A 24754-nucleotide genomic window follows, 5' to 3' on the forward strand; every position below is an offset into this window, starting at 1 on the left:
CCTAGACGTCCTTGCCGTTGGTCTTGGCGATACGGACCTTCTTGCCGGTCTCGTCATCGATGCGGTACGTGACGCGCGTCGGCTTGCCGTCGGAATCGAGCAGCATCACGTTGGACACCGAGATCGGCGCCTCCTGCGTGACGATGCCGCCCGACGAAGCGCCGCGCTCGGTGCGGGACTCGGGGGTGTGCTTCTTGATCCGGTTCACGCCCTCGACGAGGACCTTGTTGCGCTCAGGGTAGGCCACCAGGACCTTGCCCTTGGCACCCTTGTCCTTGCCGGAGATGACGAGCACCGTGTCGCCCTTGCGGACCTTCATCTACAACACCTCCGGGGCGAGCGAGACGATCTTCATGAAGCGCTTCTCGCGCAGTTCGCGACCGACCGGCCCGAAGATGCGCGTGCCGCGCGGGTCGTTGTCGGCCTTGATGATGACGGCGGCGTTCTCGTCGAACTTGATGTAGCTGCCGTCGGCGCGACGGCGCTCCTTGACGGTGCGCACGACGACGGCCTTGACGACGTCGCCGCGCTTGACGTTGCCGCCGGGGATGGCGTCCTTGACGGTGGCCACGATGACATCACCGATGCCCGCGTAGCGCCGCGACGAGCCACCGAGAACGCGGATGCACAAGATCTCCTTGGCGCCCGTGTTGTCGGCGACCTTCAGCCGCGATTCCTGCTGAATCACTCGATCTCCTCGACCTGGGTTTTCGTATGCACGCAGGATTACCGACCCTGACGTGCGCGGTCTTTGTCACCTAAGAGCACGCAGGGTTTTCTCCGGCATGCGAGAACCAGAGATAACCGAGGTCTGCCCTAGGCAACCCCTACATACTAGGTGAGCTCGGCGTATGCACCAAATCGCTGGTCAGGGCGGGCTCAGAGCGCGCACCGGAAGCCGATGTGCGTCGTCGCGCTGTCCTGTGACTGGGGCGACCGGGCGGCCGGCCGGTAGCGGTGGCAGTACTCCGGCGCGCACAGGTGCGACCCGCCTTTGAGCGCCTGACTTACCGCGGGGTCGGGTCCGGACGGTCCGCAGCACGACTCGGTGTCGCCGGCTAGCGCGTGATGGCCGGCGAAGCGGGTCGTCGTCCACTCCCACACGTTGCCGATCATGTCGACCAGGCCGTAGCCGTTGGCCGGGAACGTCCCGACCGGCGAGGTGCCGGCCCAGCCGGTGTTGCGGTACGGGAAGGCGCCCTGCCAGGTGTTGGCCATTACCTGCCCGCCCGGGGCCGCGTCGTCACCCCACGGATACGTCGTCGTCGCACCTCCGCGCGCGGCGAACTCCCACTCCGCCTCGGTGGGCAGCCGCCGGCCCGCCCACCGGGCGTAGGCCAGTGCGTCGGTGTAACAGACCTGCACCACCGGGTGGTCGGCCTTGTCCTCGACCGAGCTGTCCGGCCCGTAGGGGTGCCGCCAGTCCGCGCCGGGCACCCATTCCCACCACTGCCGCCAGTCCCGCAGATCGACCGGTCCGCGGGTGGGCCGGAACACCAGTCCGCCGGCCACCAGGTCGGCCGGTGCAGCCCCGGGAAACTGCGCCGGGTCGGGCGGGATCTCGGCGACCGTGCGGTACCCGGTATCGGCGACGAACGCGGCGAACTGGGAGTTGGTGACGGGGTGCCGTTCGATCGCGAAGGGCGCGACGGCGACCGTGTGCACCGGCGCCTCCTCGGGATAGAACTGCGTCGATCCCATCCGGTACCGCCCGCCGTCGAGGTCGACGAGGTCGGTCAGCATGCTGCTCAGGGTAGGCCGATCCGCAGTCCCTCGGTCAGCACCGGTGCCACGGCGTCGAAGTCGGGGGTGTCGGTGGGCGCCTCGACGTACACCGCGATCAGGTAGCCCGGCACGTGCACGATGCGGGCCTGGTACAGCACGCTGCCCGGGGTGACGCCACCGAGCATGCCCATCAGCTTCTGTCCGCTGAACCCGCAGGTTTCTGCCGGCAGCAGGCTCAGCGTGCTCATCGTGGTCTTCGCGGTCAGGTCATCGGCGTAGCCGCGGAACGCGGCGGCGGCATCGAGCGGTGTCGCGGTGATCGTGACCGTGGCCGACATGTTCTCGGGTCCGGTCAGCGTCGTCCCGTCCGGAGACGGTGTGGTGGTCCACTCCTGGGGCGCTCCGACCACCACGGTGGGCGCCGCCGGGTCGTCGATGCGCACGTCCACCGGGACGGCCGGCGGAGCCGCCGGTGCGCAGTCCTCGTCGGCGGCCGACGTGGCCGGCGTGGGGACCACGCCGGGCACGTCATCAGTCGGGGCGACGGGCGGTGCGGCCGACGCCGTGGTGGTCGAAGATGGTGCGGGCGTGCTGGATTGACCACTCTGCGCGGTGGCCGCACCGTCGCTGCTGCGGGTGCAGGCCGGTGCGAGCATCACCGTGCACACCAGCAGAGCGGGCAGGATGCCGCGAATCACGTCAGTCCCTGGCGAAGGCGCGGGCGAAGTCGCGTTCGAGGTCGGCATACGGCGTGCCGGAGACGTCGACCTTCACCTGGGCGATGCTGCCGCCGGTGAACGGGAACGGCGCCACGAACGCCCGCGACACCGGCGAGCCGTTGTTGACCCCGACGCTCAGGCTCGCACTGGCCAGGCCGAAAGTGCCCGGGTGCACGCGCATCCCGCCGTAGTCGGCCACCTGGGTGTCGTCGACGTAGAGCGCGGCGTCGCCGATCGGGGTGTGACTGCCCTCCGCGGTCCCCGTGAGCGTGAACGCGAAGCCCAGCGTGTGCAACCCGGCGGTGAGGGGCTCCGACGCCGACAGCGTCTGCTCCTGTTCGCCGAGGAAGTTGTAACAGAAATGCAGCCGGTTGCCCTGCACGTACATCACGTAACCACCGTGCGCACCACCGTGTTTGACGATCACACCCTCGGCACCGTCGGCGTCGACGGCGACCTCGGCGAGCACGGCGAAGGACCGGCCGCGCAGTTCCACCACGGCGCCGATGCCCACGTCGGCGGTGCCGGGATAGTAGACGTAGGACGAGCGCTCCCCGGCGAGGTAGGGCCGCCACCGCGACATCGTCTCGATGATGTTCAGATCACCCAGCGGGAGTCCGTTGTACTTGCCTGCTTCGGCGAACCACAGATCGATCAGTTCGGCGAGCTTCTCGGGGTGTTCGCCGGCCAGGTCGTGACACTGGCTGCGGTCGGTTTCGATGTGGAACAGTTCCCAGCGGTCGTCGTCGAAATGCGACCAGCCCGCCGGTGACGCGGCGTGCACCGCACTGGCGAACCAGCCCTTGTGCCAGATGCCGCGGGTGCCCAGCATCGTGTAGAACTGCGTCTCCTTGCCGGTGGGCGCATGCGGATTCTCCAGCGCCACCTTGAAACTCACGCCGTCCAACGGCTTCTGCGCCACCCCGCGCACGGTCGCGGGCGGGGTGATGTCCAGCAGGTCGTACACCGTCGGCGTGATGTCGGCGACGTTGACGTAGTTGTCCCGCACCTCGCCGTGCGCGCTGATTCCGTTGGGCCAGGAGATGATTGCGGTGTCGGCGATACCACCCTCGTGCGAGGCGTAGCGCTTGAACAGTTTGTAGGGGGTGTTGAACGCCATCGCCCAGCCGATCGGGTAATGGTTGTAGGTCTGCGGGCCGCCGAGATCGTCGAAGTGCTTCAGGCTCTCCTCGACGGAATCGATGTAGCCGTTGAAGAACTTGACCTCGTTGACCGATCCGTTCGGTCCGCCCTCGCCGCTGGCCCCGTTGTCGGAGATCACCACGATGATCGTGTTGTCGAGCTGGCCGGACTCCTCGAGATAGTCCAGCACACGGCCGATCTGGTCGTCGGTGTAGGACAGGAACCCGGCGAACACCTCGGCCATCCGGCTGAACAACCGCTTCTCGTCGTCGCCGAGCGAGTCCCAGGGGCGCACGGTGTCCTGCGGCGGCCACGGCTCCCCGTTGGGCCCGGACACGTCGGAATACGGGTTCACCGGCGAGAGTTCAGTGTCGGGCGGCACGATGCCGAGCCGCTTCTGGTTCTCCAGCACGATCTCGCGGTAACGCTCGTAGCCCATGTCGAAGACGCCGGCGTAACGGTCTGCCCACTCGGCGAACACGTGGTGCGGCGCATGCCCGGCACCCGGGCACAGGTAGGTGAACCACGGCTTGTCCGGGGCGATGACCTTGGTGTCCCTGATGAATTCGATGGTCTTGTCGGCCAGGTCCTTGGACAGGTGATAGCCCTGCTCGGGTGTCGCCGGCGGCGGCACGGGGTGGTTGTCGTAGACGAGTTCGGGATACCACTGATCGGTTTCGCCGCCCATGAACCCGTAGAACCGCTCGAAGCCTCGGCCCAGCGGCCAGTGCCGTTTGGTGGCCGCGAGATTCGACTCCTCCAGCGGGGTCAGATGCCACTTGCCGACGCAGTAGGTGTTGTATCCGTTCTCGGTGAGCACTTCTGACAGCAGCGCCGTGTCGAACGGAATCCGGCCGTTGGAGTTGGGGAAACCGTCGGTGAACTCCTCGATGGTCGCCATGCCCACCGTCGTGGCGTTGCGCCCGGTCAACAGCGACGCGCGGGTCGGTGAACACAGCGCGGTGGTGTGGAACTGGGTGAGGCGTACGCCGCGCTCGGCGATGCGGCTCATCGCCGGCATGTTCACCAGCCCGCCGAAGCAGTCCCAGGTCGCGATCCCGATGTCGTCCCACACCAGATAGAGCACATTGGGCGCGTCGGGCTGGGCCACCGGCGCCGCATAGGGCCCCCAGTCCGGTTCGGAATCCCGGATGTCGAGCTCGATCTTGCCGTTGAACTCCGTGGTCATAGCGCCGGACAGTACACCCCGCGAACCCTCCGGACATGCAAAAACCCCCGCCGCCGGGTGGCGTGCGGGGGCTGTCGCGATCGTCGTCCGATCGGCGGTGCTACTTGGCCTTCTCGAGCACCTCGACCAGGCGCCAGCGCTTGGTGGCCGACAGCGGTCGGGTCTCCATCAGCGAAACGCGGTCGCCGACACCGGCGGCCTCGTTCTCGTCGTGGGCCTTGACCTTGGTCGTGGTCCGGATGATCTTGCCGTACAACGGATGCGACTTGCGGGACTCGAGCTCGACAACGATCGTCTTCTGCATCTTGTCCGACACGACGTAACCGATGGCCGTCTTACGACGACCGCGCGGCTGCTCGGTGCGCGGCGTGTGCTTGCCGTCTGCCTGCGTTTCTGCCATTAGGAATCCTCACCTCCGGGTCCGGCGGCCAGACCCAACTCACGTTCGCGCAGCACGGTGTACACCCGTGCGATCTCCTGCCGGACGACCCGCAGCCGGCGGTTGTTGGCAAGCTGGCCCGTCGCCATCTGGAAGCGCAGGTTGAACAGCTCTTCCTTGGACTCGCGGAGCTTGTCGGTCAGTTCCTCGTCGGTGAGCTCACGGAGCTCTCCCGTCGAAACTCCTACTGCCATCAGAAGGTCTCCTCTCTGGTGACGATGCGAGCCTTGATCGGCAGCTTGTGGATGGCACGGGTCAGTGCGGCCCGTGCGGTCGCCTCGTCGGGGTAGCTCAGCTCGAACAGCACGCGGCCGGGCTTGACGTTGGCCACCCACCACTCCGGCGAGCCCTTGCCCGAACCCATCCGGGTCTCGGCGGGCTTCTTGGTCAGCGGACGGTCCGGGAAGATGTTGATCCACACCTTGCCGCCACGCTTGATGTGCCGGTTGATGGCGATACGAGCGGACTCGATCTGCCGGTTGGTGATGTAGGCGTGCTCCAGAGCCTGGATGCCGTAGTCACCGAAGCTCACCGAGGTGCCGCCGCTGGCGATGCCGCGCTGCCGGGGGTGGTGCTGCTTACGGTGCTTGACCTTGCGGGGAATCAACATGACTAGCTCTCCGTGTTCTCCGGGGCGGATGCGCCCGCGGCGACCGAGGTGTCGGCAACCGGGGTTGCAGCCTCGGCGGCGGGTGCTTCTGCTGGGCTCTCCGTGGCAGCTCGACCAGCGTCGGTGCTCGTCGCCGTGGTGCCCGACGCGCCGCTACGGCGCGGGCGGGTGCCCGACGGACGCTCGCGGCGGGGCCGATCGGCACCGGCCGGAGCCGCGGCGGTCAGCTCGCGCTTGCCGCCCACGATGTCGCCCTTGTAGATCCACACCTTCACGCCGATCCGGCCGAAGGTGGTCTTGGCCTCGTACAGGCCGTAGTCGATGTCGGCGCGCAGCGTGTGCAGCGGCACCCGACCCTCGCGGTAGAACTCCGAGCGGCTCATCTCGGCACCGCCGAGGCGGCCCGAGCACTGCACCCGGATGCCCTTGACGTTGGGCTGGCGCATCGCCGACTGGATCGCCTTGCGCATCGCACGGCGGAACGCCACGCGGTTGCTCAGCTGCTCGGCAACACCCTGGGCGACCAGCTGGGCCACCGACTCGGGGTTCTTGACCTCGAGGATGTTGAGCTGCACCTGCTTCTTGGTGAGCTTCTCCAGGTCGGCGCGGATGCGGTCGGCCTCGGTGCCGCGACGGCCGATCACGATGCCCGGACGCGCGGTGTGGATGTCCACCCGGACGCGGTCGCGGGTGCGCTCGATCTCGACGTCGGCGATGCCGGCGCGCTCGAGGCCCGTGGCCAGCAGCTTGCGGATCGCCACATCTTCCTTGATGTAGTCGGCGTACTGCTTGTCGGCGAACCACCGCGACTTCCACTCGGTGGTGATACCGAGCCGGAAACCGTGCGGATTGATCTTCTGACCCACTACTCCGAGCCTCCCTTGTTGCTGGCGGCCTTGCTGGCCTGGGCGCGACGCGCGCGTGCTGCAGACGCCGAGGCACCCTGCTTGCCCGTGTTCCTGGGCGGCCGGCTCTCCACTATCACCGTGATGTGGCTGGTGCGCTTACGGATCCGGTACGCGCGACCCTGCGCACGGGGGCGGATCCGCTTGGCGGTCGGGCCCTCGTCGGCGTGGATCGTGGCGACCACGAGCGTGGACGGATCCAGCCCCTCGTTGTTCTGCGCGTTCGCGGCAGCGCTGGCGATCACCTTGGCGACCGGCTCGCTGGCGGCCTGCGGCGCCCAGCGCAGGATGTCGAGGGCTTCCTCGACGCTCTTGCCGCGGACCAGGTCGATGACGCGGCGGGCCTTGGTGGCCGAGACGCGCACGAAGCGCGCCTTCGCCGTCGCAGACGGATATTCAATCGCTGTAGTCATTACCGGCGCTTCGCCTTCCGGTCATCCTTGATGTGACCCTTGAACGTGCGGGTGGGGGCGAACTCGCCCAGCTTGTGCCCGACCATCGACTCGGTGACGAACACCGGCACGTGCTTGCGACCGTCGTGGACGGCGAAGGTGTGGCCGATGAAGTCCGGGATGATGGTGGACCGGCGCGACCAGGTCTTGATGACCTGCTTGGTGTTCTTCTCGTTCTGCACGTCCACCTTCTTGAGCAGATGGTCGTCGACGAACGGGCCCTTCTTGAGGCTGCGTGGCATCGCTTTACTCCCTAGCGCTTCTTGCCGGTGCGCCGGCGACGGACGATGAGCTTGTCGCTCGCCTTGTTCGGCTTGCGGGTGCGGCCCTCGGGCTTACCCCACGGGCTGACCGGGTGACGGCCACCGGAGGTCTTGCCCTCGCCACCGCCGTGCGGGTGGTCGACCGGGTTCATCACGACACCACGGACGGTGGGACGCTTGCCCTTCCAGCGCATACGGCCGGCCTTGCCCCAGTTGATGTTGGCCTGTTCGGCGTTGCCGACCTCGCCGACGGTGGCGCGGCAGCGCACGTCGACGCGGCGGATCTCACCGCTGGGCATACGCAGCGAGGCGTAGGTGCCCTCCTTGCCGAGCAGCTGGATGCTGACACCGGCCGAGCGGGCCAGCTTCGCACCGCCGCCGGGCCGCAGCTCCACAGCGTGGATCACGGTGCCGGCGGGGATGTTGCGCAGCGGCAGGTTGTTGCCCGGCTTGATGTCGGCGTTGGCGCCCGACTCGACGACCGTGCCCTGCTTGAGACCCTGCGGCGCGATGATGTAGCGCTTCTCGCCGTCCAGGTAGTGCAGCAGCGCGATGTTCGCGGTGCGGTTCGGGTCGTACTCGATGTGCGCGACCTTGGCGTCGACGCCGTCCTTGTCGTGGCGACGGAAGTCGATCACGCGGTAGGCGCGCTTGTGGCCGCCACCCTTGTGCCGAGTGGTGATGCGGCCGTGGGCGTTACGGCCACCCTTGCCGTGCAGCGGACGGACCAGTGACTTCTCCGGGTGGTCGCGAGTGATCTCGGCGAAGTCGGAGACGCTGGCACCGCGGCGACCGGGGGTCGTCGGCTTGTACTTGCGAATTGCCATGATTGTCTAGTTCTCCCTGCCGGCTACGCCGGCGCTCCGAACAGGTCGATGGGCTTGCTTCCCGCAGCCAGCGTCACGATGGCGCGCTTGGTGTCCTTGCGCTTGCCGAAGCCGGTGCGGGTGCGCTTGCGCTTGCCCTGCCGGTTGGCGGTGTTCACGGACGCGACCTTGACCTTGAAGATCTTCTCGACGGCGATCTTGATCTGCGTCTTGTTCGAGTCCGGGTGGACGACGAACGTGTACACGTTGTCCTCGATGAGCCCGTAGGACTTCTCAGAGATCACCGGGGCCAGGATGATGTCGCGGGGATCGGTCACGGTAGCCATCAGGCCGACACCTCGTCTTTCTTGGTCGCGCTCGCGATGTACGCGTTGAGCGCCTCGACGCTGAACACCACGTCGTCGGCCTTGAGCACGTCGTAGGTGTTCAACTGGTCCGGCGAGATCACATGCACGCCAGGCAGATTGCGCACGCTCAGCGCGCTGGTCTCGTCGGCGCGGCCGATGACCACCAACACCTGCTTGCGATCGGTCAGCGTCGCCAGGAACGACTTGGCGCTCTTGGTCGACGGCTTCTGGCCCTCGACCAACTCGGTGATCGCGTGGATGCGCTCGTTGCGCGCCCGGTCCGACAGCGCACTGCGCAGCGCGGCGGCGATCATCTTCTTCGGGGTGCGCTGGCTGTAGTCGCGCGGCTGCGGGCCGTGCACGACGCCACCGCCGGTGAACTGCGGCGCACGCGTCGAACCCTGACGGGCGCGGCCGGTGCCCTTCTGGCGGTACGGCTTCTTGCCACCGCCGGAGACCTCGCCGCGCGTCTTGGTCGCGTGCGTGCCCTGGCGCTTGGCCGCGAGCTGCGCGGTCACCACCTGGTGCATCAGCGCGATGTTGGGCTCGACATCGAACAGCTCGGCGGGCAGCTCGACCGAGCCGTCCTTCTTGCCTGCCGGTGTCAGCACATCAATTTTCACAGTCATGCTTTCTCGCCTCGCTTGATTGCGCTGCGGACAACCACGAGTCCACCGTTGCGCCCGGGGACGGCGCCCTTGATCAACAGCACGCCGTTCTCGGCGTCGACCTTGTGCACCTTCAGGTTCTGCGTGGTGACGCGGTCGCTACCCATCCGGCCCGACATGCGCGTGCCCTTGAACACGCGGCCCGGGGTGGCGCAGCCACCGATCGAGCCCGGCCGACGGTGCACGGCCTGCGCGCCGTGGCTGGCGCCCTGACCGCGGAAGCCGTGGCGCTTCATGGTGCCCGCGAAGCCCTTGCCCTTGCTGGTGCCGGTCACGTCGACGAACGCGCCGTCGGCGAAGATCTCGGCGGTCAGTTCCTGACCGACCTCGTACTCCGCGGCGGCGGCCTCGTCCTCGAGCCGGAGCTCGGCGAGGTGGCGGCGCGGGTTGACACCGGCGGCGGCGAACTGCCCCGTCACCGGCTTGGTGACCTTGCGGGGGCTGATCTCGCCGTAGGCGAGCTGCACGGCGCTGTAGCCGTCACGCTCAGGGGTGCGGATGCGCGTCACGACGTTGGGCCCGGCCTTGACGACCGTCACCGGCACGACCTTGTTGTTCTCGTCGAACACCTGCGTCATGCCCAGCTTGGTGCCCAGAATGCCTTTTCTAGCCATGGTTTCTGGAATCTCCTACTGGATGTTGACGTCGACGCTGGCCGGCAGATCGATGCGCATCAGGGCGTCAACGGTCTTCGGCGTCGGGTCGAGAATGTCGATCAGCCGCTTGTGGGTACGCATCTCGAAGTGCTCCCGCGAGTCCTTGTACTTGTGCGGGGAGCGGATGACGCAGTACACGTTCTTCTCGGTCGGCAGCGGCACCGGGCCGACCACACTCGCGCCCGTCCGGGTGACCGTCTCGACGATCTTGCGCGCAGAGGCATCGATCGCCTCATGGTCGTAGGCCTTGAGCCTGATGCGGATCTTTTGTCCCGCCACGCTTCTCCTACCTCACTACTAACGGGCCCTCGAAGGGCCTGGCTGTGCCGCCGCTGTTTACCTGTCTGTGGTTCACCGGCCCCCGCGGTCGGGTGTGTCGCCCGAAATCGTGGTGGGGACCGGATGCGCCCCGCGAGGGGCGCCAGTCGCATGCCCGGCCAGGCGAACCCGGCTCAAGGCAACCCGAACAGTATGCCTCAGATCCCGGCGTGCTCCAAATCCCTGGTGGAGGGCTCTGACGAGTGCCGTCGATGTGACGTTCGGCCTGGCGCAGGCCCTCCGCTCGCCCGCGCCGTCGAGCATCATGCGTCCCACAGAGTCACCTTTCGGTGGGGTTCACTCGCACTCCGTGTGCAGAACGTGAAGAGGTGGGGCCTGCGACTAGCGTAAGCCGGCCCAGAACGCGCACTGATGCTCGTCGGCGAAGGAGTCGATCATCCGGCTGCCGTCGGGTTGCAGGGACATGACCTGGTTGCCGTCGCCGAATGCGTCCCACTGCGGCCGTCCGTCGGTGTCGGGCGACGCCGACTTCACGAACGACGACCAGTAGTCGATCATCTCGTCGGAGAGTTTCTGCTGGGCCGGGTCCAGGGGCAGCGCTCCCCCGACGTCGAACAGGTACCGCAACTCCAGCGAGTGGCTGGCGCCGACCGGGAAGGGCAGGGTGCGCAGCGGCTCGGGCGCCGGCGCGGCGCGGTCGTTGAACTCGTAGAAGTAGACGGGACCGCCGGTGAGCGCCCGCGCCAGCCGGTCGCCGATGCAGGAGAACACCCCGTCGGTGACGGCCGCGGAGTAGGCCAGCGGGACGCTCGGGTAGGCGGCCAGCGGATAGCGCTGCGCCACCGCCGGTGCGTTGTGGCCGAAGGCGTCGGCCAGCAGCCGCGGATAGTCCTGCGGGGTGTAGCGGACTCCCTCGCGGACGTACTGCATGCCGACGAACAGCGTGAACTCGTCGCGTGTGGTGCCCATCAGCACCGGCACCTGCTGGGCGCCGGCGCTGCCGATCGTGCTCATGGGGTCGCGGGGCAGCGCGGCCGTACCGGTCACCGGTCCGGTGAGCTCGTCGTCGCCGATGTTGTAGAACCACGCCGGCTCGCGCAGCTTGTCGGCGGGCAGCGCGCGCAGACAGCGGGCGGCCTGGGCCGGGTCGGCGCATCCGCGGCCGGCGGCGTACTGCAAGGAGCGGTCCTGGGCGACCGGCAGGGCGGCCTGGGCCTGGCACGGCCCGCTCTGGATGATCGCGGCGGCGAACAGGCCCCGGGAGCCGGGTGCGACGAGGTGGTCGCACACCGACATGCCGCCCGCGGACTCCCCCGCGACCGTGACGCGGTCGGGGTCGCCGCCGAACGCGGAGATGTTGTCGCGGACCCAGCGCAGCGCCGCCTGCTGGTCGGCCAGGCCGTAGTTGCCGACGTGACCGGGTGCCCCGAGGGCCGGGTGGGCCAGGAAGCCCAGCGCGCCGAGGCGGTAGTTGATGGTGACGACGACGATGTCGCCGCGCGCGGCCAGCCGCCGAGCGTCGTAGATCTTGCCGCTGCCGTTGACGAAGGCTCCGCCGTGGATCCACACCATCACCGGGCGTGGCTTCGCCGACGCGGCCGCCGGGGTCCACACGTTCAGACTCAGGCAGTCCTCATCGGTCTGGCGGCCGAGTTCGATGTCCCCGCCGAGGCTCTGCATGCATCGCGGCCCGAACGTCGTCGCGTCGCGCACCCCCGGCCACGGCGCGGCCGGCTGCGGATCGGCGAACCGGAGCGGGCCGACAGGGGGTGCGGCATAAGGGATTCCGGCGAACAGCCGATGATCCTGGGCGACCACGCCGCGCAGCGTCCCCGTCGTGATCTGCGCCAGCGCCGGGTCGGCCGGTGCCGGCGGGGGCGCCTCACCACGCCCACCGGCGCATCCGGCGACCAGTACGACGGCGAACAAGACGCACAGCACCCGGCGAAGAACCGTTGCGGGCGTCACGAGATCCGAGCTTAGCCGTGTCGCCGAAGTGCTTCCGCTACGTGGCGCCCGTCACATAAGATGCCAGCAGTTGACACGCGTCAAGTACCCCTGAGGAGAGCTTCATGACCCCACGCACGATGGACGACGCCGCCAAAGTCCTGGCCGACCCCACGGCGTATGCCGACGACGCCCGACTGCACGCGGCACTCGCCCATCTGCGGGCCAACGAGCCCGTCGCGTGGGTGGACAACCCGCCCTACCGTCCGTTCTGGGCGATCACCAAGCACGCCGACATCATGGCCATCGAACGGGCCAACGACCTGTTCCTGTCCGAGCCGCGCCCGCTGCTGGCGACCGCGGCCGCCGACGACTACATGGCCGCCCAGATGGAGGCCGGCATGGGTATCCGCACGCTGATCCACATGGACGATCCGCACCACCGCAAGGTGCGCGCGATCGGCGCCGATTGGTTCCGCCCGAAAGCGATGCGGGACTTGAAGATTCGCGTCGACGAACTGGCCAGGCGCTACGTCGACCGGATGCGGGACATCGGCCCTGAATGCGACTTCGTCACCGACATCGCGGTGCAGTTCCCCCTCTACGTGATCATGTCGCTGCTGGGCCTGCCCGAGGAGGACTACGGGCGCATGCACTCGCTGACCCAGGAGATGTTCGGCGGCGACGACGACGAGTACAAGCGCGGGGTCAGCCCGGAAGATCAGATGGCGGTGCTGCTGGACTTCTTCACGTATTTCGCCAAGCTGACCGCGTCGCGCCGGGAGAACCCGACCGACGACCTGGCGTCGGCGATCGCCAACGGCAAGATCGACGGTGAGCCGATGTCGGACATCGACACCGCCTCCTACTACGTGATCGTCGCCAGCGCCGGCCATGACACCACCAAGGACGCGATCTCCGGCGGCCTGCTCGCGCTGATCGAGAACCAGGACGAGCTGGCCCGGCTGCGCGACAACCTCGACCTGATGCCGACCGCGGTCGAGGAGATGATCCGCTGGACCACCCCGGTCAAGGAGTTCATGCGCACCGCGGCCGAGGACACCACGGTGCGCGGGGTTCCCATCGCCAAAGGCGAGAACGTCTACCTGGCGTACGTGTCAGGCAACCGCGACGAGGAGATCTTCGACGAACCGTTCCGCTTCGACATCGCCCGCGACCCCAACCGGCACGTGTCGTTCGGCTACGGCGTGCACTTCTGCCTCGGCGCGGCGCTGGCCCGGATGGAGATGAACAGCCTCTTCACCGAATTGGTGCCGCGGCTCGAGTCGATCGAGCTGACCGGCGAACCCGAGCTGGCCGCCACCACGTTCGTCGGCGGACTCAAGCACCTGCCGATCCGCTACTCGCTGCGCTGACCGCCAGGAAGCCGTCGACCGCCGCGACCGCCACGGCGCGGTAGTCGAAGTCGATCAGCGTGCTGAGCCTGCCGAACGCCAGCGGTCCGATCAGCAGAGCGAACGCGGTGGCCCGGTCCACCGCGCCGAGTTCCGCGACGGCCTCGGGGCTGTCGAAGATCGCGTCGAAGGGCGCCGAGTACTGTTCGGCGATCCGCTCCCGCAACGACCGGACCTGCGCGCCGCCCTGACCCGCGGACGGCACCGCCGCGATGTCCGGGCCGAGCGACAGCCACGCCATCGCGGTCAGCGTCGTCGGCACCTCGGCGATCGACGTGGCCCACTCACCGACGATCGCGATGAGCCGCTCGCGCAGGGTGCCCGACTCCGGCGGCATGGGCGGCGGTGGGATCAGGCTCATGAACGCCGCTGCCACAAGATCATTCGCGCTCGGGAAGTGGCGGTAGAGAGTGGCGCGCGCGACGTTGGCCTGCCGGGTGACCGCGTCGATGGTCACCGCGCCGGGGCCGCCGGCCCGCAGCAGCGTCGTCGCCGCGTCGAGCAGACGGGCGCGGGACCGGGCCGGCCTCGGGTCGCCACTGGCGGCCGTCATGGTTTCCTCCACCTCCACAGCGGGAAGAACAAGACTATCGGTCTCCCAACGAGACTGTTAGTCTCGAAAGTCTCCCGGCGAGAGAGAGCCCATGGCCGACGCCCTCACGCAATCAGATCAGGATATCGACGCCGAGATCGCCCGCCTGTCACCACGCGCACGGCGCTGGCTGCTCGCGGTCGCGAGCGTCGACGTGCTGATGGTCATCTCGTCGATGGTCGCGCTCAACGCGGCACTGCCCGACATCGCGGTCCAGACGTCGGCGACGCAGAGCCAACTCACCTGGATCGTGGACGGCTACACCCTGGCGCTGGCCTGCCTGCTGCTGCCCGCCGGCGCGCTCGGGGACCGCTACGGCCGCCGCGGGGCGCTGCTGGTGGGGCTCGCGATCTTCGCGCTGGCTTCGGCGGCTCCGATCCTGCTGAACAGTCCGACCCAGCTGATCGCCGCCCGCGCCGTGGCGGGCGTCGGCGCGGCGTTCATCATGCCGGCGACCCTGTCGTTGCTCACGGCCGCGTTCGGCAAGGCCGAGCGCAACAAGGCCGTCGGCATCTGGGCCGGGGTCGCCGGATCGGGCGCGATCTTCGGCTTCCTCGGTACCGGCGTTCTGCTGCAGCACTTTTCGTGGCAATCGATCTTCGTCGCGTTCGCCGCCGCGGCGCTGGTGATGTTCGCACTCACCTGCACCATCGGCAGTTCGCGCGACCAGACGCGCACCCCCATCGACTGGTTGGGCGCCACGCTGATCGGCACCGGCATCGCGGTGTTCGTGCTCGGCGTCGTCGAGGCGCCGGCCCGCGGCTGGACCGATCCCCTGGTGCTGGGCACCCTGGCCGGCGGCGTGGTGCTGGCCGTCCTGTTCACCATCGTGCAGCTGCGGCGCCGCCACCCGTTGCTCGACGTGCGGCTGTTCCGTCGGCCCGATTTCGCCACCGGCGCCGTCGGGATCACGTTCCTGTTCATCGCCAACTTCGGCTTCTTCTTCATCGAGATGCAGTTCATGCAGCTGGTGATGGGCTACACCGCGCTGCAGACCGCGTTCGCGCTGTCCCCGCTGGCGGTCCCGGTACTGATCCTCGGCGCCACCATGCACCTCTACCTCCCGAAGGTGGGCCTGCGGCTGAGCGTCACCGTCGGCCTGCTGCTGATGGCCGTCGGACTGTTCTGCATGCGTTTCCTCGAGGTGGACGCCACGTTCCTCGATCTGATGTGGCCGATGCTGATCATCGCCGCCGGCATCGGATTGTGCACGGCCCCAACGACATCGGCGATCATGAATGCGGTGCCCGACGAGAAGCAGGGCGTCGCGTCGGCGGTCAACGACGCGACGCGGGAGGTCGGCGCCGCGGTCGGGATCGCCGTGGCGGGCTCGATCCTCGCCGCGTCCTACCGCAATTCGCTGACGCCGCAGATCGCCGGCTTCGGCGAGCAGATCCGCCACACCGCCACCGATTCGCTGGCCTCGGCGCTCGCACTGGCCGAGCACCTTGGCCCGCAGGGCGGACCGCTGGCCGAGGTCGCGCGGGCGGCCTTCCTGCACGCCACCGATCAGGCGCTGCTGGTGCTGTCGATCCTGCTGGTCGTCGGCGCCGTGTTCGTCGCCGCCTGGGCGCCGGGCCGCGACGGCAGGCAGCTGTTCAGGCGATGAACTCCGCGGCCCGGTGCGCGGCCATCACGATGGTGGCGTGCGGACCGCGGCTGGGGATCGCCGGCAGCACCGACCCGTCGACCACCCACAGCCCCTCCACGCCGCGCACCCGGCACCGGGTGTCCACGACGGCGGTCGCGTCGGTGTCCAGACCCATCCGCGCGCTGCCACACAGGTGCTGCGATGTCGCCCAGGAAGGCTCCGATTGCACTGTGTCACCGGCGATTTGGTGGGCGATGGCGGTGCCGTCGCGCAGCAGGCGGACATCGGCGGGCGCGCTGTCGTAGCGCTGCTCGATCACCGGGTCGCGGTCCGGATCATCCGACGCGAGCGTGATCCGCCCCCGCGAAGCCGGCCGCATCAACGTCACCCCGAGGTGGGGCTGATCGGTCGGGTCGTCGCGACGGCCGGTGGTCATCGCGCCGAAGCCCGCCGTGTACGGCCGGATCTCCACCCCGTCGGCGGTGGTGAGCACGGCCTCCAGCGGCGGGACCCCGTGGGTGGCCGGCCAGCTGACCGGAAGCACCCACTCCGGGTGGTCGACCGTGTCGACCCCCACCGGCAAATCGACCGCGACCGGCACCCCGGCGGCGCGCAGCACGGCGGCGGGACCGATGCCCGACAGCATCAACAGATGCGCCGAACCGATCGCTCCGGCGCACAGCACCACCCGGTCGGCACGCAACGTGGCGGGCCCATCCGGTCCCACGACGTCCGCCCCGACCGCCCGGCGGCCGTCGAACCGGATCCGGCCGACGCGGGTGTCGGTGAGCACCGTGAGGTTGGGCCGGCGCATGGCCGGTTCGAGGAACGCCCCGCCGGGTCCGACCCGCGTGCCGCGGTCGATGTTCAGCGGCACCGCCCCGACCCCCGGCGGCACCGTCCGCTGCGAGGTCGAGCCGTTCAGGTCCTCGACCCACGCGAAGCCCGCTTCCCGCGCCGAGCGCACGAACGCCGCTGTGCAGCCGTCGAATTCGGCAACCCGGCGCACCGTGATGGGTCCCGCCGTACCGTGCGGCTCACCCCCGAAGTCGAGGTCGCGCTCGATGGCCTTGAAGTGCGGCAGCACGTCGGCCCAGGCCCAGCCCGGCAGGGCCCACCCGTCGATGTCGGTGGGCAGCGCCCGGCAGAAGTATCCGCCGTTGATCGCCCCGGATCCGCCGACGACCGCGCCGCGCATGATCTGCACCGAGCGGCGGGGATCGTCGGTGAGGACGGCGGTGTAGCGCCGCGCGACCGCGCTCGCCTCCCCCAGCGGCAGCCGCAGTCCGTCGGTGATCTGGTCGCGGACGCGCGGATCGGTGGGCGCGGGTCCCGATTCGACGACGATGACCTGGCAGCGCTCGTCGGCGGAGAGCCGCTCCGCCAGGACGGATCCGGCGCTGCCGGCGCCGATGATCAGGACGTCAGCCAACGGGCCTCAGGTTCGGATCTGCGGCTTGAGCGCCCCGGCGTGCCGCTCCCGCACCACCCCGGTCCACAGTCCCAGGCCGTAGGCGATGTCGTCGAGACGCTTGAGCAGCAGGTAGGTGAGCACCCCGACCCGCTTGGTGTCGTCGTCGGCGCTGCCGTGGCTGCGGGTGGCCCAGTCGAACACCCCGTCGAGGACCGCGGCCACCAGCACCACCTGGCGGCACCGTCGCGAGAGCACCGCCGCGATCAGCGCCACCGGCCAGTAGTGCCGACAGATCGCCGACGCCAGCTGCAGCGCCGCCGACCACAGCCCCTGCGCGGCGACGACAGCGACCTCCAGGGGTTCGGTCTGCACGCTGGACAGCGACTTGGCGATCCGCCGGCCGGTGATCGCAGCGACCGCCGCCGATGCCAGGTAGCCGAAGCACGAGCCCAGCGCGACCAGCATCCAGACCACCAGCGTCCACCCCGAGATCACCAGCGGGGCGGTCTTGCCGGGATGGCGGATGGACAGCGGGGCTGCCGAACCTCCGTAGAAAGACTTGCGCGCGAACCATTTTCGGAGTTCGGTGCGATGGTCGTGGGCGACCAGCGCGATCGGCTCGTAGCGCAGCCGGGCACCGGCCTCGTTGAGCCGCCAGCACAGGTCGACGTCCTCACCGGAGGTCAGGGTCTCGTCGAAGCCGCCGACCTCGATCAGCGCACTGCGCCGGCAGATGATGGCGGCGCTGGGCACGTAGGACACGGTGCCGAAGGGCACCACCGGCGCCTCCCGGAGCCCGAGGTCCAGCGACGAGCGGACGGCCTCGTAGCGGGCCACCACACTGTCGGAGGGATGCAGCGCGACGATCCGCGGCGCGGCGAGCGCGACGGCCGGATCACAGAAGTGGCCCAGCAACGCCTCGAGCCAGCCCCGGCGCGGCACGACGTCGGAGTCGAGGAACGCCACGAAGTCGGTGTCGCAGGCCGCCAGTCCGGCATTGCGTGCGGCGGCCGGGCCCTTGCTGCGCTCCAGCCGCAAGATCGTGAGGTCACAGTGCACGTCGTCGAAATCGACGGCGCTGACCGGCGTCTCGGAGCCGTCGTCGACGATCACCACCCGCAGCCCGCGCAGCGCGGTGAGCAGCCGGGTGAGCCCAGTTGGGTTGTCCCGCACCGGGATCACCACCGTGACGTCACGATGCGACGGTCCGCTCAGCGGCCGCGGGTGGGCGACGGTGGCATCGAGCAGAGTGCGGGCCAGCTGCGCGCTGACCGCGTCGTGCACCTCGAGCCTGCCGCCGGTGAGCATCGTCTGCGCGGCCGGCGCCAGCCGCAGCAGCCGCGTCGGCGAGCCGCCGAGCAGCGCGGCCCCCTCCCCGAGGACGCGCACGCGTCGATCCACCTGGACGGCGAAGCCGTCGGGCAGGCGCGGCCCGTTCACCTCAACATCCCCTCGCGGTCAGGTGCCCACCGAGTGACGCGGCCCAGACACGCGTCGAGCATCTCAGCAAAGATCCTGCCCCCTTCTTCCGCCGTCGCCGTCGTGGGGTCCCCCAGGATTCCCAGCGAACTGACGGCGGCGACTCCCCCGCGGCGCAATTGTGGCATCAACTCCGTCAGCGGCAAAAGGTTACCGGCCACCAGGAGGTCATCGCGCACGACGTGCGGCGAAATATGTAGCAATACAGAAGTTTCGGTGTGGCCGGCGTGCGCGTCGGCCTGCGCAGCGACGCAGGAGCACCAGCCCGCGTCGCGCCCCTCGTACCGCAGCAGCGTCACGGCCCGGCGCAGCGCCTCCACGTTGCCGCCGTGGCCGTTGACGAACACCAGCCGCGACGCCCACCGGCACGCCGATCGCGCGAACTCGACGAGCAGTTCCGCCAGTGCCGGTGTGCCGATCGAGACGGTTCCGGCGAATCCCTCGTGCTCACCGCTGGCGCCGTAACCGATTGCCGGAGCAACCATCCACGGATCGGACGTCCGCTCATGCAGCAGCGCCACGAGCGCATCGGCCACAGCGGTCGCGATGCGAGTGTCGGTGTCCAGCGGCAGATGAGGTCCGTGCTGCTCGGTGGAACCAACCGGGACGACCAGCGCGGGCGACGAATTCTGCAGCTGCCTCGACGTTGAGTTCCCGAGCTCGCGGGGAAAAGCCACGCGAGCATGGTAGGCCGAATTCACCTGGTGTGCGCCAGTTGTTGGCGCATGCGTGGCCGTTGATTTTCCGCAGTTCGTCACACCGGCGGACGGCGGTTTCACGTCAGCCCCCTCCGCCCCGCACGTACCAGGACCGAGGAAGCGGCGCTCACGCCCCCAGGGTGCGGGTGAAACCGTCGGGAATCAGGATGTCCTCGCGGGTCAGATCGTGGATCGAGGACTTACCCAGCGCCATCAGCGCCGAGTCGACGCCACCGCGTATGATGTCCAGGACGTTCTCCACACCGGCCTGTCCGTTGGCGGCCAGACCCCACAGGTAGGCCCGGCCGATCATCACCGCACGGGCGCCCAGAGCAACCGCCTTGACGACGTCGCTGCCCCGCCGGATGCCGCCGTCCAGCAAAACCTCCACCTGGTCGCCCACCGCATCGGCGATGGCCGGCAGGCACCGGATCGCCGCCGGCGTGCCGTCCAGGTTGTTGCCGCCGTGGTTGGACACCGTGATCGCCGAAACACCCGCATCGACAGCGCGTTTCGCGTCGTCGACACGCACCATGCCCTTGAGGAGGAACGGGCCGCCCCACTGTTCGCGCAGCCACGCGACGTCTTCCCAGGTCGGCGGCGGGGTGCCCATCCACTGGCCGTAGGCCTCGAAGAACGTCGGGCCGGTCTCTCCGCGCCGTCCCTGGTTGGGAACCCGCAGGTCGGGCGGGCGCAGCTGCTTGGCGAAACTGAAGAACCACCGCGGCTTGGTGATGACCTCCGGAGACATCCGGATCATGGTCTTGAGGTCCATCTGCTCGGGGATCTTCGGGCTGCCCCAGTCGCGACCGTGCGAGAAGCTCCAGTCGGTGGTCAGGATCAGGCCCTTGGCGCCGGCCGCCCGGGCCCGCTCCATCCGCGCCAGGATGTCGTCGCGGCTGCCGAGCCAGTAGATCTGGAAGAAGATCTTGTCGTTGACCGCGGTGACCTCTTCGATGGGCTTGCTCGCGAAGGAGGACAGCCCCATCGCGGTGCCGCGGGCCGCGGCGGCGCGCGCGACGGCCACCTCACCGTCGGGGTCGACGGCCTGCACGCCGGTGGGCGAGATGATGACGGGCAGTGAAATGTCTTGCCCCAGCACCGTTGTCGCCATGTCACGCTTTTCGGTGGCCCCGATGACGTGCGGCGCGAAGCCGAGCTCGGCGAACGACTCGACGTTGTCGGAGACCGTCACGCCCTTCTCACTGGCCGAGATCAGAGAGGAGTAGGCCGACTTGGGCAGCCGCTTCTTCGCCCGCTGCTGGGCGATGGCGACGGTTTCGAACCAGGTATCACGTGCCATGGGACTACACAGGACTTTCGTTGCAGAATTTCTTCGGAGGGGCGCTCAGCAGGGTGAGCGGGATGGGGCCCTTGGGGGTGCGGCCGCCGCTACGGGAGTGGTCGACGCTGGGCTTGGGCTTGTCCCGGTCCAGGGCCAGCGCGGGTTCGCCGTACCCTTGCACGCACTCGGGATCCGGACCGTCCAGCGGCAGACCGGTGAAGAACTTCGCCGCCATGCAACCGCCGCGGCAGGCGTCGTAGTGCCCGCAGCTGCCGCACGCCCCGGCCGACTGCGGCTCACGCAGCTCCCGGAACAGCTCGGAGTTCTGCCAGACGCTCTGGAAACCGTTGTCGGTGAGGATGTTTCCGGCGAGGAACGTGTCGTGGATGGCGAACGGGCAGGCATAGACGTCGCCGACGGGATCGATCAGGCAGACCACCCGGCCGGCGCCGCACAGGTTGAGCCCGGCCAGCGCGCCGGGTTCACCGAGACCGGACAGGTGGAAGAACGAGTCGCCGGTCAGCACCCGTTCGCCGTGGGCGACCAGCCAGTCGTAGAGCTGCACCTGCTGGGCCGGCGTGGGGTGCAGTTCGTCCCAGACGTCGGCACCGCGGCCCGAGGGGCGCAGCCGGGTGATGCGCAGCGTCGCCCCGTAGGCGTCGGCCAACGCCTTGAAGTCGTTGAGCTGGTCCACGTTGTGGCGCGTCACCACCACCGAGATCTTGGCGTCCGTGAAACCCGCCGCGCGCAGGTTCTCCAGCGCGCGCGTCGCCATCGCGAACGACCCCGGTCCGCGCACCGCGTCGTTGACCTCCGCGGTGGCGCCGTCCAGCGAGATCTGCACGTCGACGTAATCGCTGGCCGCCAGCTTGGCTGCGACCTCTTCGGTGATGCGCACGCCGTTGGTGGAGAACTTGACCCCGACGTGGTGGGCCGTCGCATAGTCGACGAGCTCCCAGAAGTCCGAGCGCACAGTCGGCTCGCCGCCGCCGATGTTCACGTAGAACACCTGCATGCGTTCGAGCTCGTCGATGATGTCCATGCACTGGCGGGTGGTCAGCTCGCGCGGGTCGCGCTTGCCCGACGAGGACAGGCAGTGCACGCAGGACAGGTTGCAGGCGTAGGTCAGCTCCCACGTCAGGCAGATCGGTGCGTCCAGGCCGCGTTCGAACTGGTCGACCAGGCGGGGCACGGGGGCGGTGACGGTCATCGGTCCTCTCCTGCGATCAACATGTTCGAGGCGACCAGCACGCTCATCGCGTGCAGGTAGGGCGACAGCTGGGAATCCTCGACTCCTGCTGCGCGACAAGCGGATCGAACGTCGGGGTGATCACCCAGCGAGTTGATCACCTCGACGATCGTCCGGTTCTTCAGGAACGACAGCTTGCGGGTCCCGAAGTGGTAGAGCAGCGCGCCGAACGGCTCGGGCCGGACGGCCACCTGCGGATGCAGCCGCCAGCGCTGGTCCGGATCGAAGGTCGGCGCGGTCATGATCAGTAGACCCCGCACATCCCGTCGATGGAGACCTCTTCGACCAGGCTCTCGGTCACGAGCTCGTCGTTCTCGGTGTGCTGACTCGGCTCCATGGCACTCGCCTTTCTGTTGGATGGGCTCGACATTTGTGACGCAGATCGCAACAATAAGGCACCGGGTGCCTAAATGGAAGGGGGATGCCGATGCAACCCGCCAGGGCACGGGTGGGCCGCCGCCGGTCCACGAGCTGGGAGCACATCAGTGCGGTCGCGATCGACCTGTTCTCCGAGCGCGGCTTCGACGACGTCAGCGTCGACGACGTCGCGGCGGCGGCGGGCATCGCCCGCCGGACGCTGTTCCGGTACTACCCCTCGAAGAACGCCCTGCCGTGGGGCGACTTCGACGCCCATCTCGGCCTGATGAAGGGACTGCTGGCCGCGACCGATGCGGAGGCGCCGGTGCACGAGGCGCTGCGCGCCGCGCTGCTGGCCTTCAACGACTTCGACGACGCCGACCGGCACCGGCAGCGCATGCGGCTCATCCTGGAAACCGAAGCACTGCAGGCATATTCGATGACGATGTATGCGGGATGGCGGGCGGTGGTGGCGTCGTTCGTGGCGGCGCGGCTGCGCATCTCCCCCGCGGATCTGATTCCGCAGACCGCGGCCTGGACGATGCTCGCGGTGGCGCTGGCCGCCTACGAGCAGTGGCTGGCCGACGAGTCGGTGTCGCTGGCCGCGGCGCTGGGTGACGCATTCGATCTGCTGGCCGGCGGGCTGGCCGGGCTGGAAACTCGGGTGTCGGAATCTGCACGCCCCCGGCAACGATGAAGGTGTGAGCGCCGAACCCGAGGCCGACCCCGCTCCACGGGCGCTGCTCGCGCTGTACGACGAGGCCTTACCCGCCGTTTACGGGTACTTCGTCCGGCGCTGCGGTGACCGCGGAACGGCGGAAGACCTGACGTCGGAGACCTTCCTGGCCGCGATGGACGCTGCCCGCAAGTCGACGCCGCCACCGGTGACGGTGCGGTGGCTGATCGGGGTCGCGCGGCACAAGTTGGCTGACCACTACCGCCGGGGACACGGACGGTTCACCGTGTCGGTGGCCGAGGCGCCCGAACCGGCCGACCCACCCGACGAGTGGGACGCCGAACTGGACCGCATCGTCGCCGAGCAGGTGCTGGCACGGCTCAACGAGCAGCACCGCACCGTGTTGGCGCTGCGCTACATGGACGACTGCTCGGTCGGCGAGTGCGCCGAGTTGATGGGCCGCACGGTGCACGCCACCGAGGCGCTGCTGGTGCGCGCCCGGCGGGCGTTCCGGGAGAACTACCCCCACCGGGAAGGAGGAACGCCGTGAGCGAATCCCCCGATCCGTTGCAGGTGCTGCGCGGCGGCGACCTTCCCGTCGCCCCCGATCCGGCCTTCGCCGCACGCCTGAGGTCGCGACTGGAGGCGGCCGCGAACCTGTTCGATCGTCAACCGGAGCGAACCCGAGGAGTGAGCATGAGCGGAACCGACACCGTCCTGGCAGAACTGGCTGCCCCGTCGACGCCCCGGGCCGCGGCGATCCCGTATCTCGCGGTCGCCGACGCTCGCCGTGCCCTCGCCTGGTACGCGGACGCGTTCGGCGCCGCCGCCCAGGGGGAACCGATCGTGATGCCGGACGGCCGGATCGGTCACGCGGAGCTCGGGATCGCCGGCGGGGTGTTCTACCTCGCCGACGAGTATCCGGAGCTGGGCTTGAAAGCGCCTGCGGTGCAGGAGGTCTCGGTGAGCCTGATGCTCGCGGTGCCCGATGTGGATGCCGCATTACGACGCGCCCGCGACCTCGGCGCCCAGGTGCAGCGTGAGCCCTACGACGCCCATGGTGGGCGCAACGCCACGATCGTCGACCCGTTCGGGCACCGGTGGATGCTGACCGGACCGGTGGCCGGGGCGGCGGTGCCAATCCGGCACGGCGATGCCGGGTACGTGGCGGTGTGGACGCCGGATGCGCAGCGGGCGGGCGCGTTCTACGGATACGTGCTGGGTTGGCAGTACGACCCGGCCACAGGGACGGTTCGGAAGCCCGGGCTGCGCATCGGCTTCTCCTCGGTCCCGGACGAGCACACGCTGTTCTGCTGCTATGCGGTGGACGATCTGGCCGCGGCGCGGGCGGCCATCACCGAGGGTGGCGGCACGGTCGGCGGCGTCGAGCAGTTCGATGTCGGCGCAGTGCTCACGGCCGTGGATCCGCAGGGACGCCGGTTCGGTGTGTTCGTTCCCCAGCCGGGAGAGGCCCGTCCCGCGCTCAACGGATCGGGGCCAGGCGATCTGTCCTACATCACCTACGAGGCGACGGAGTCCGCCGGCTTCCGGTCGTTCTACGGCCGCGTGCTGTCCTGGACCTTCGAACCGGGCCGGATCTCCGACGGCTGGGCTGTCCGGGACTGCCACCCGATGTCGGGTGCGGCCGGCGGCTGCGATGCCGCGGTGACCGTGCCGATGTGGACCGTCACCGACATCGACGCTGCCGTCGTGCGGGTCCGGGAGGCGGGTGGTGCGGTGATCGACGAGCCCACGCAGCAGGCGTACGGAAAGTCCGCTCAGTGCACTGACGATCAGGGCACCCGGTTCTATCTCGGCGAGCTCTGACA

At 69.0% G+C, this 24754-nt stretch carries 30 protein-coding genes; 5 read left to right on the forward strand and 25 right to left on the reverse strand.

Annotated features, from left to right (window positions below; genetic code table 11):
* Position 1 precedes the first annotated feature (1 nt).
* The 17 genes from rplX to MCHLDSM_RS19820 all read right to left on the reverse strand — a co-directional run bounded on the left by rplX (position 2) and on the right by MCHLDSM_RS19820 (position 12190).
* Positions 2–319 carry a 50S ribosomal protein L24 gene (gene rplX, locus MCHLDSM_RS19740; RefSeq protein WP_048471637.1) on the reverse strand — a complete coding sequence of 106 codons (318 nt, stop codon included), beginning with the start codon at positions 317–319 and terminating at the stop codon, positions 2–4.
* Positions 320–688, reverse strand: a complete 369-nt coding sequence (gene rplN / locus MCHLDSM_RS19745) for a 50S ribosomal protein L14 (protein ID WP_003883432.1) — start codon at positions 686–688, stop codon at positions 320–322. It lies immediately after the preceding gene.
* A gap of 191 nt (positions 689–879) precedes the next feature.
* Positions 880–1743: a formylglycine-generating enzyme family protein gene (locus MCHLDSM_RS19750; RefSeq protein ID WP_048471638.1), complete on the reverse strand. Its 864-nt coding sequence runs from the start codon at positions 1741–1743 to the stop codon at positions 880–882.
* 5 nt (positions 1744–1748) lie between these two features.
* Entirely contained in the window at positions 1749–2423 is a 675-nt protein-coding gene (locus MCHLDSM_RS19755) for a hypothetical protein (RefSeq protein WP_053083035.1), read from the reverse strand.
* 1 nt (position 2424) lies between these two features.
* On the reverse strand, positions 2425–4776 hold the full coding sequence (locus MCHLDSM_RS19760) for an arylsulfatase (RefSeq protein ID WP_048471639.1): 2352 nt from the start codon (positions 4774–4776) through the stop codon (positions 2425–2427).
* 100 nt (positions 4777–4876) lie between these two features.
* Entirely contained in the window at positions 4877–5176 is a 300-nt protein-coding gene (gene rpsQ / locus MCHLDSM_RS19765) for a 30S ribosomal protein S17 (RefSeq protein WP_048471640.1), read from the reverse strand.
* Entirely contained in the window at positions 5176–5409 is a 234-nt protein-coding gene (gene rpmC, locus MCHLDSM_RS19770) for a 50S ribosomal protein L29 (protein WP_048419629.1), read from the reverse strand. Before rpmC ends, rpsQ begins: the two co-directional genes overlap by 1 nt.
* The gene (gene rplP, locus MCHLDSM_RS19775) at positions 5409–5825 is read right to left on the reverse strand and encodes a 50S ribosomal protein L16 (RefSeq protein ID WP_043405777.1); all 417 of its coding nucleotides are present in this window, start codon (positions 5823–5825) and stop codon (positions 5409–5411) included. Before rplP ends, rpmC begins: the two co-directional genes overlap by 1 nt.
* 2 nt (positions 5826–5827) lie before the next feature.
* Positions 5828–6691 (reverse strand): 30S ribosomal protein S3, encoded by an 864-nt coding sequence (gene rpsC, locus MCHLDSM_RS19780; RefSeq protein WP_048471641.1) that lies wholly within the window; start codon positions 6689–6691, stop codon positions 5828–5830.
* Positions 6691–7143 (reverse strand): 50S ribosomal protein L22, encoded by a 453-nt coding sequence (rplV, locus tag MCHLDSM_RS19785; RefSeq protein WP_048471642.1) that lies wholly within the window; start codon positions 7141–7143, stop codon positions 6691–6693. The genes rpsC and rplV overlap by 1 nt, the downstream gene beginning before the upstream one ends.
* Positions 7143–7424: a 30S ribosomal protein S19 gene (rpsS, locus tag MCHLDSM_RS19790; RefSeq protein ID WP_006245110.1), complete on the reverse strand. Its 282-nt coding sequence runs from the start codon at positions 7422–7424 to the stop codon at positions 7143–7145. Before rpsS ends, rplV begins: the two co-directional genes overlap by 1 nt.
* 11 nt (positions 7425–7435) lie before the next feature.
* Positions 7436–8272, reverse strand: a complete 837-nt coding sequence (rplB, locus tag MCHLDSM_RS19795) for a 50S ribosomal protein L2 (RefSeq protein ID WP_048471643.1) — start codon at positions 8270–8272, stop codon at positions 7436–7438.
* Positions 8273–8295: 23 nt separating this feature from the next.
* Entirely contained in the window at positions 8296–8598 is a 303-nt protein-coding gene (rplW, locus tag MCHLDSM_RS19800) for a 50S ribosomal protein L23 (RefSeq protein ID WP_048419633.1), read from the reverse strand.
* Positions 8598–9248, reverse strand: a complete 651-nt coding sequence (gene rplD / locus MCHLDSM_RS19805; protein WP_048471644.1) for a 50S ribosomal protein L4 — start codon at positions 9246–9248, stop codon at positions 8598–8600. The genes rplW and rplD overlap by 1 nt, the downstream gene beginning before the upstream one ends.
* Positions 9245–9901 carry a 50S ribosomal protein L3 gene (gene rplC, locus MCHLDSM_RS19810; protein ID WP_048471645.1) on the reverse strand — a complete coding sequence of 219 codons (657 nt, stop codon included), beginning with the start codon at positions 9899–9901 and terminating at the stop codon, positions 9245–9247. Before rplC ends, rplD begins: the two co-directional genes overlap by 4 nt.
* A 15-nt stretch (positions 9902–9916) precedes the next feature.
* Positions 9917–10222, reverse strand: coding sequence for a 30S ribosomal protein S10 (gene rpsJ / locus MCHLDSM_RS19815; protein WP_003883485.1), 306 nt, complete (start codon positions 10220–10222; stop codon positions 9917–9919).
* 381 nt (positions 10223–10603) lie between these two features.
* A complete protein-coding gene (locus tag MCHLDSM_RS19820; RefSeq protein WP_048471646.1) occupies positions 10604–12190 on the reverse strand; it encodes a carboxylesterase/lipase family protein in 1587 nt (528 codons plus the stop codon).
* 104 nt (positions 12191–12294) lie between these two features.
* On the opposite strand from MCHLDSM_RS19820, the gene MCHLDSM_RS19825 reads away from it, so the two are divergent.
* Positions 12295–13545, forward strand: a complete 1251-nt coding sequence (locus tag MCHLDSM_RS19825; RefSeq protein ID WP_048471647.1) for a cytochrome P450 — start codon at positions 12295–12297, stop codon at positions 13543–13545.
* On the opposite strand, the gene MCHLDSM_RS19830 is transcribed toward MCHLDSM_RS19825, so the two are convergent.
* On the reverse strand, positions 13511–14137 hold the full coding sequence (locus MCHLDSM_RS19830; protein ID WP_048471736.1) for a TetR/AcrR family transcriptional regulator: 627 nt from the start codon (positions 14135–14137) through the stop codon (positions 13511–13513). The two genes, MCHLDSM_RS19825 and MCHLDSM_RS19830, sit on opposite strands and share 35 nt — an antisense overlap.
* Before the next feature lie 91 nt (positions 14138–14228).
* Between MCHLDSM_RS19830 and MCHLDSM_RS19835 the strand changes: the two genes are divergently transcribed.
* Complete coding sequence (locus MCHLDSM_RS19835; RefSeq protein WP_048471648.1) at positions 14229–15785, forward strand: MFS transporter; 1557 nt, start codon at positions 14229–14231, stop codon at positions 15783–15785.
* Here the strand turns inward: MCHLDSM_RS19835 and mftG are convergent.
* From mftG to mftA, 7 genes are all read right to left on the reverse strand, one after another.
* Positions 15775–17199: a mycofactocin dehydrogenase MftG gene (gene mftG, locus MCHLDSM_RS19840; protein WP_048471649.1), complete on the reverse strand. Its 1425-nt coding sequence runs from the start codon at positions 17197–17199 to the stop codon at positions 15775–15777. The genes MCHLDSM_RS19835 and mftG overlap by 11 nt on opposite strands.
* A gap of 6 nt (positions 17200–17205) precedes the next feature.
* Positions 17206–18621 (reverse strand): mycofactocin biosynthesis glycosyltransferase MftF, encoded by a 1416-nt coding sequence (mftF, locus tag MCHLDSM_RS19845; protein WP_048471650.1) that lies wholly within the window; start codon positions 18619–18621, stop codon positions 17206–17208.
* Entirely contained in the window at positions 18618–19361 is a 744-nt protein-coding gene (gene mftE, locus MCHLDSM_RS19850; protein ID WP_048471651.1) for a mycofactocin biosynthesis peptidyl-dipeptidase MftE, read from the reverse strand. The genes mftF and mftE overlap by 4 nt, the downstream gene beginning before the upstream one ends.
* 124 nt (positions 19362–19485) lie before the next feature.
* The gene (gene mftD, locus MCHLDSM_RS19855) at positions 19486–20661 is read right to left on the reverse strand and encodes a pre-mycofactocin synthase MftD (RefSeq protein WP_048471652.1); all 1176 of its coding nucleotides are present in this window, start codon (positions 20659–20661) and stop codon (positions 19486–19488) included.
* A gap of 4 nt (positions 20662–20665) precedes the next feature.
* On the reverse strand, positions 20666–21853 hold the full coding sequence (mftC, locus tag MCHLDSM_RS19860) for a mycofactocin radical SAM maturase (RefSeq protein WP_048471653.1): 1188 nt from the start codon (positions 21851–21853) through the stop codon (positions 20666–20668).
* Positions 21850–22134: a mycofactocin biosynthesis chaperone MftB gene (gene mftB, locus MCHLDSM_RS19865; protein ID WP_048419644.1), complete on the reverse strand. Its 285-nt coding sequence runs from the start codon at positions 22132–22134 to the stop codon at positions 21850–21852. Before mftB ends, mftC begins: the two co-directional genes overlap by 4 nt.
* A gap of 2 nt (positions 22135–22136) precedes the next feature.
* The gene (mftA, locus tag MCHLDSM_RS36425) at positions 22137–22229 is read right to left on the reverse strand and encodes a mycofactocin precursor MftA (protein ID WP_073682527.1); all 93 of its coding nucleotides are present in this window, start codon (positions 22227–22229) and stop codon (positions 22137–22139) included.
* Between the two features lie 90 nt (positions 22230–22319).
* Here mftA and mftR point away from each other — a divergent pair, with 90 nt between their 5' ends.
* The 3 genes from mftR to MCHLDSM_RS19885 are packed head-to-tail and all read left to right on the forward strand — an operon-like array spanning position 22320 to position 24752.
* On the forward strand, positions 22320–22946 hold the full coding sequence (mftR, locus tag MCHLDSM_RS19875; RefSeq protein ID WP_048471737.1) for a mycofactocin system transcriptional regulator MftR: 627 nt from the start codon (positions 22320–22322) through the stop codon (positions 22944–22946).
* A gap of 4 nt (positions 22947–22950) precedes the next feature.
* Positions 22951–23475: an RNA polymerase sigma factor gene (locus tag MCHLDSM_RS19880; RefSeq protein ID WP_048471654.1), complete on the forward strand. Its 525-nt coding sequence runs from the start codon at positions 22951–22953 to the stop codon at positions 23473–23475.
* Positions 23472–24752 carry a VOC family protein gene (locus tag MCHLDSM_RS19885; protein ID WP_048471655.1) on the forward strand — a complete coding sequence of 427 codons (1281 nt, stop codon included), beginning with the start codon at positions 23472–23474 and terminating at the stop codon, positions 24750–24752. The genes MCHLDSM_RS19880 and MCHLDSM_RS19885 overlap by 4 nt, the downstream gene beginning before the upstream one ends.
* Positions 24753–24754: the final 2 nt, after the last annotated feature.

Source organism: Mycolicibacterium chlorophenolicum, assembly GCF_001044235.1.
In the GTDB taxonomy this organism is placed as follows: domain Bacteria; phylum Actinomycetota; class Actinomycetes; order Mycobacteriales; family Mycobacteriaceae; genus Mycobacterium; species Mycobacterium chlorophenolicum.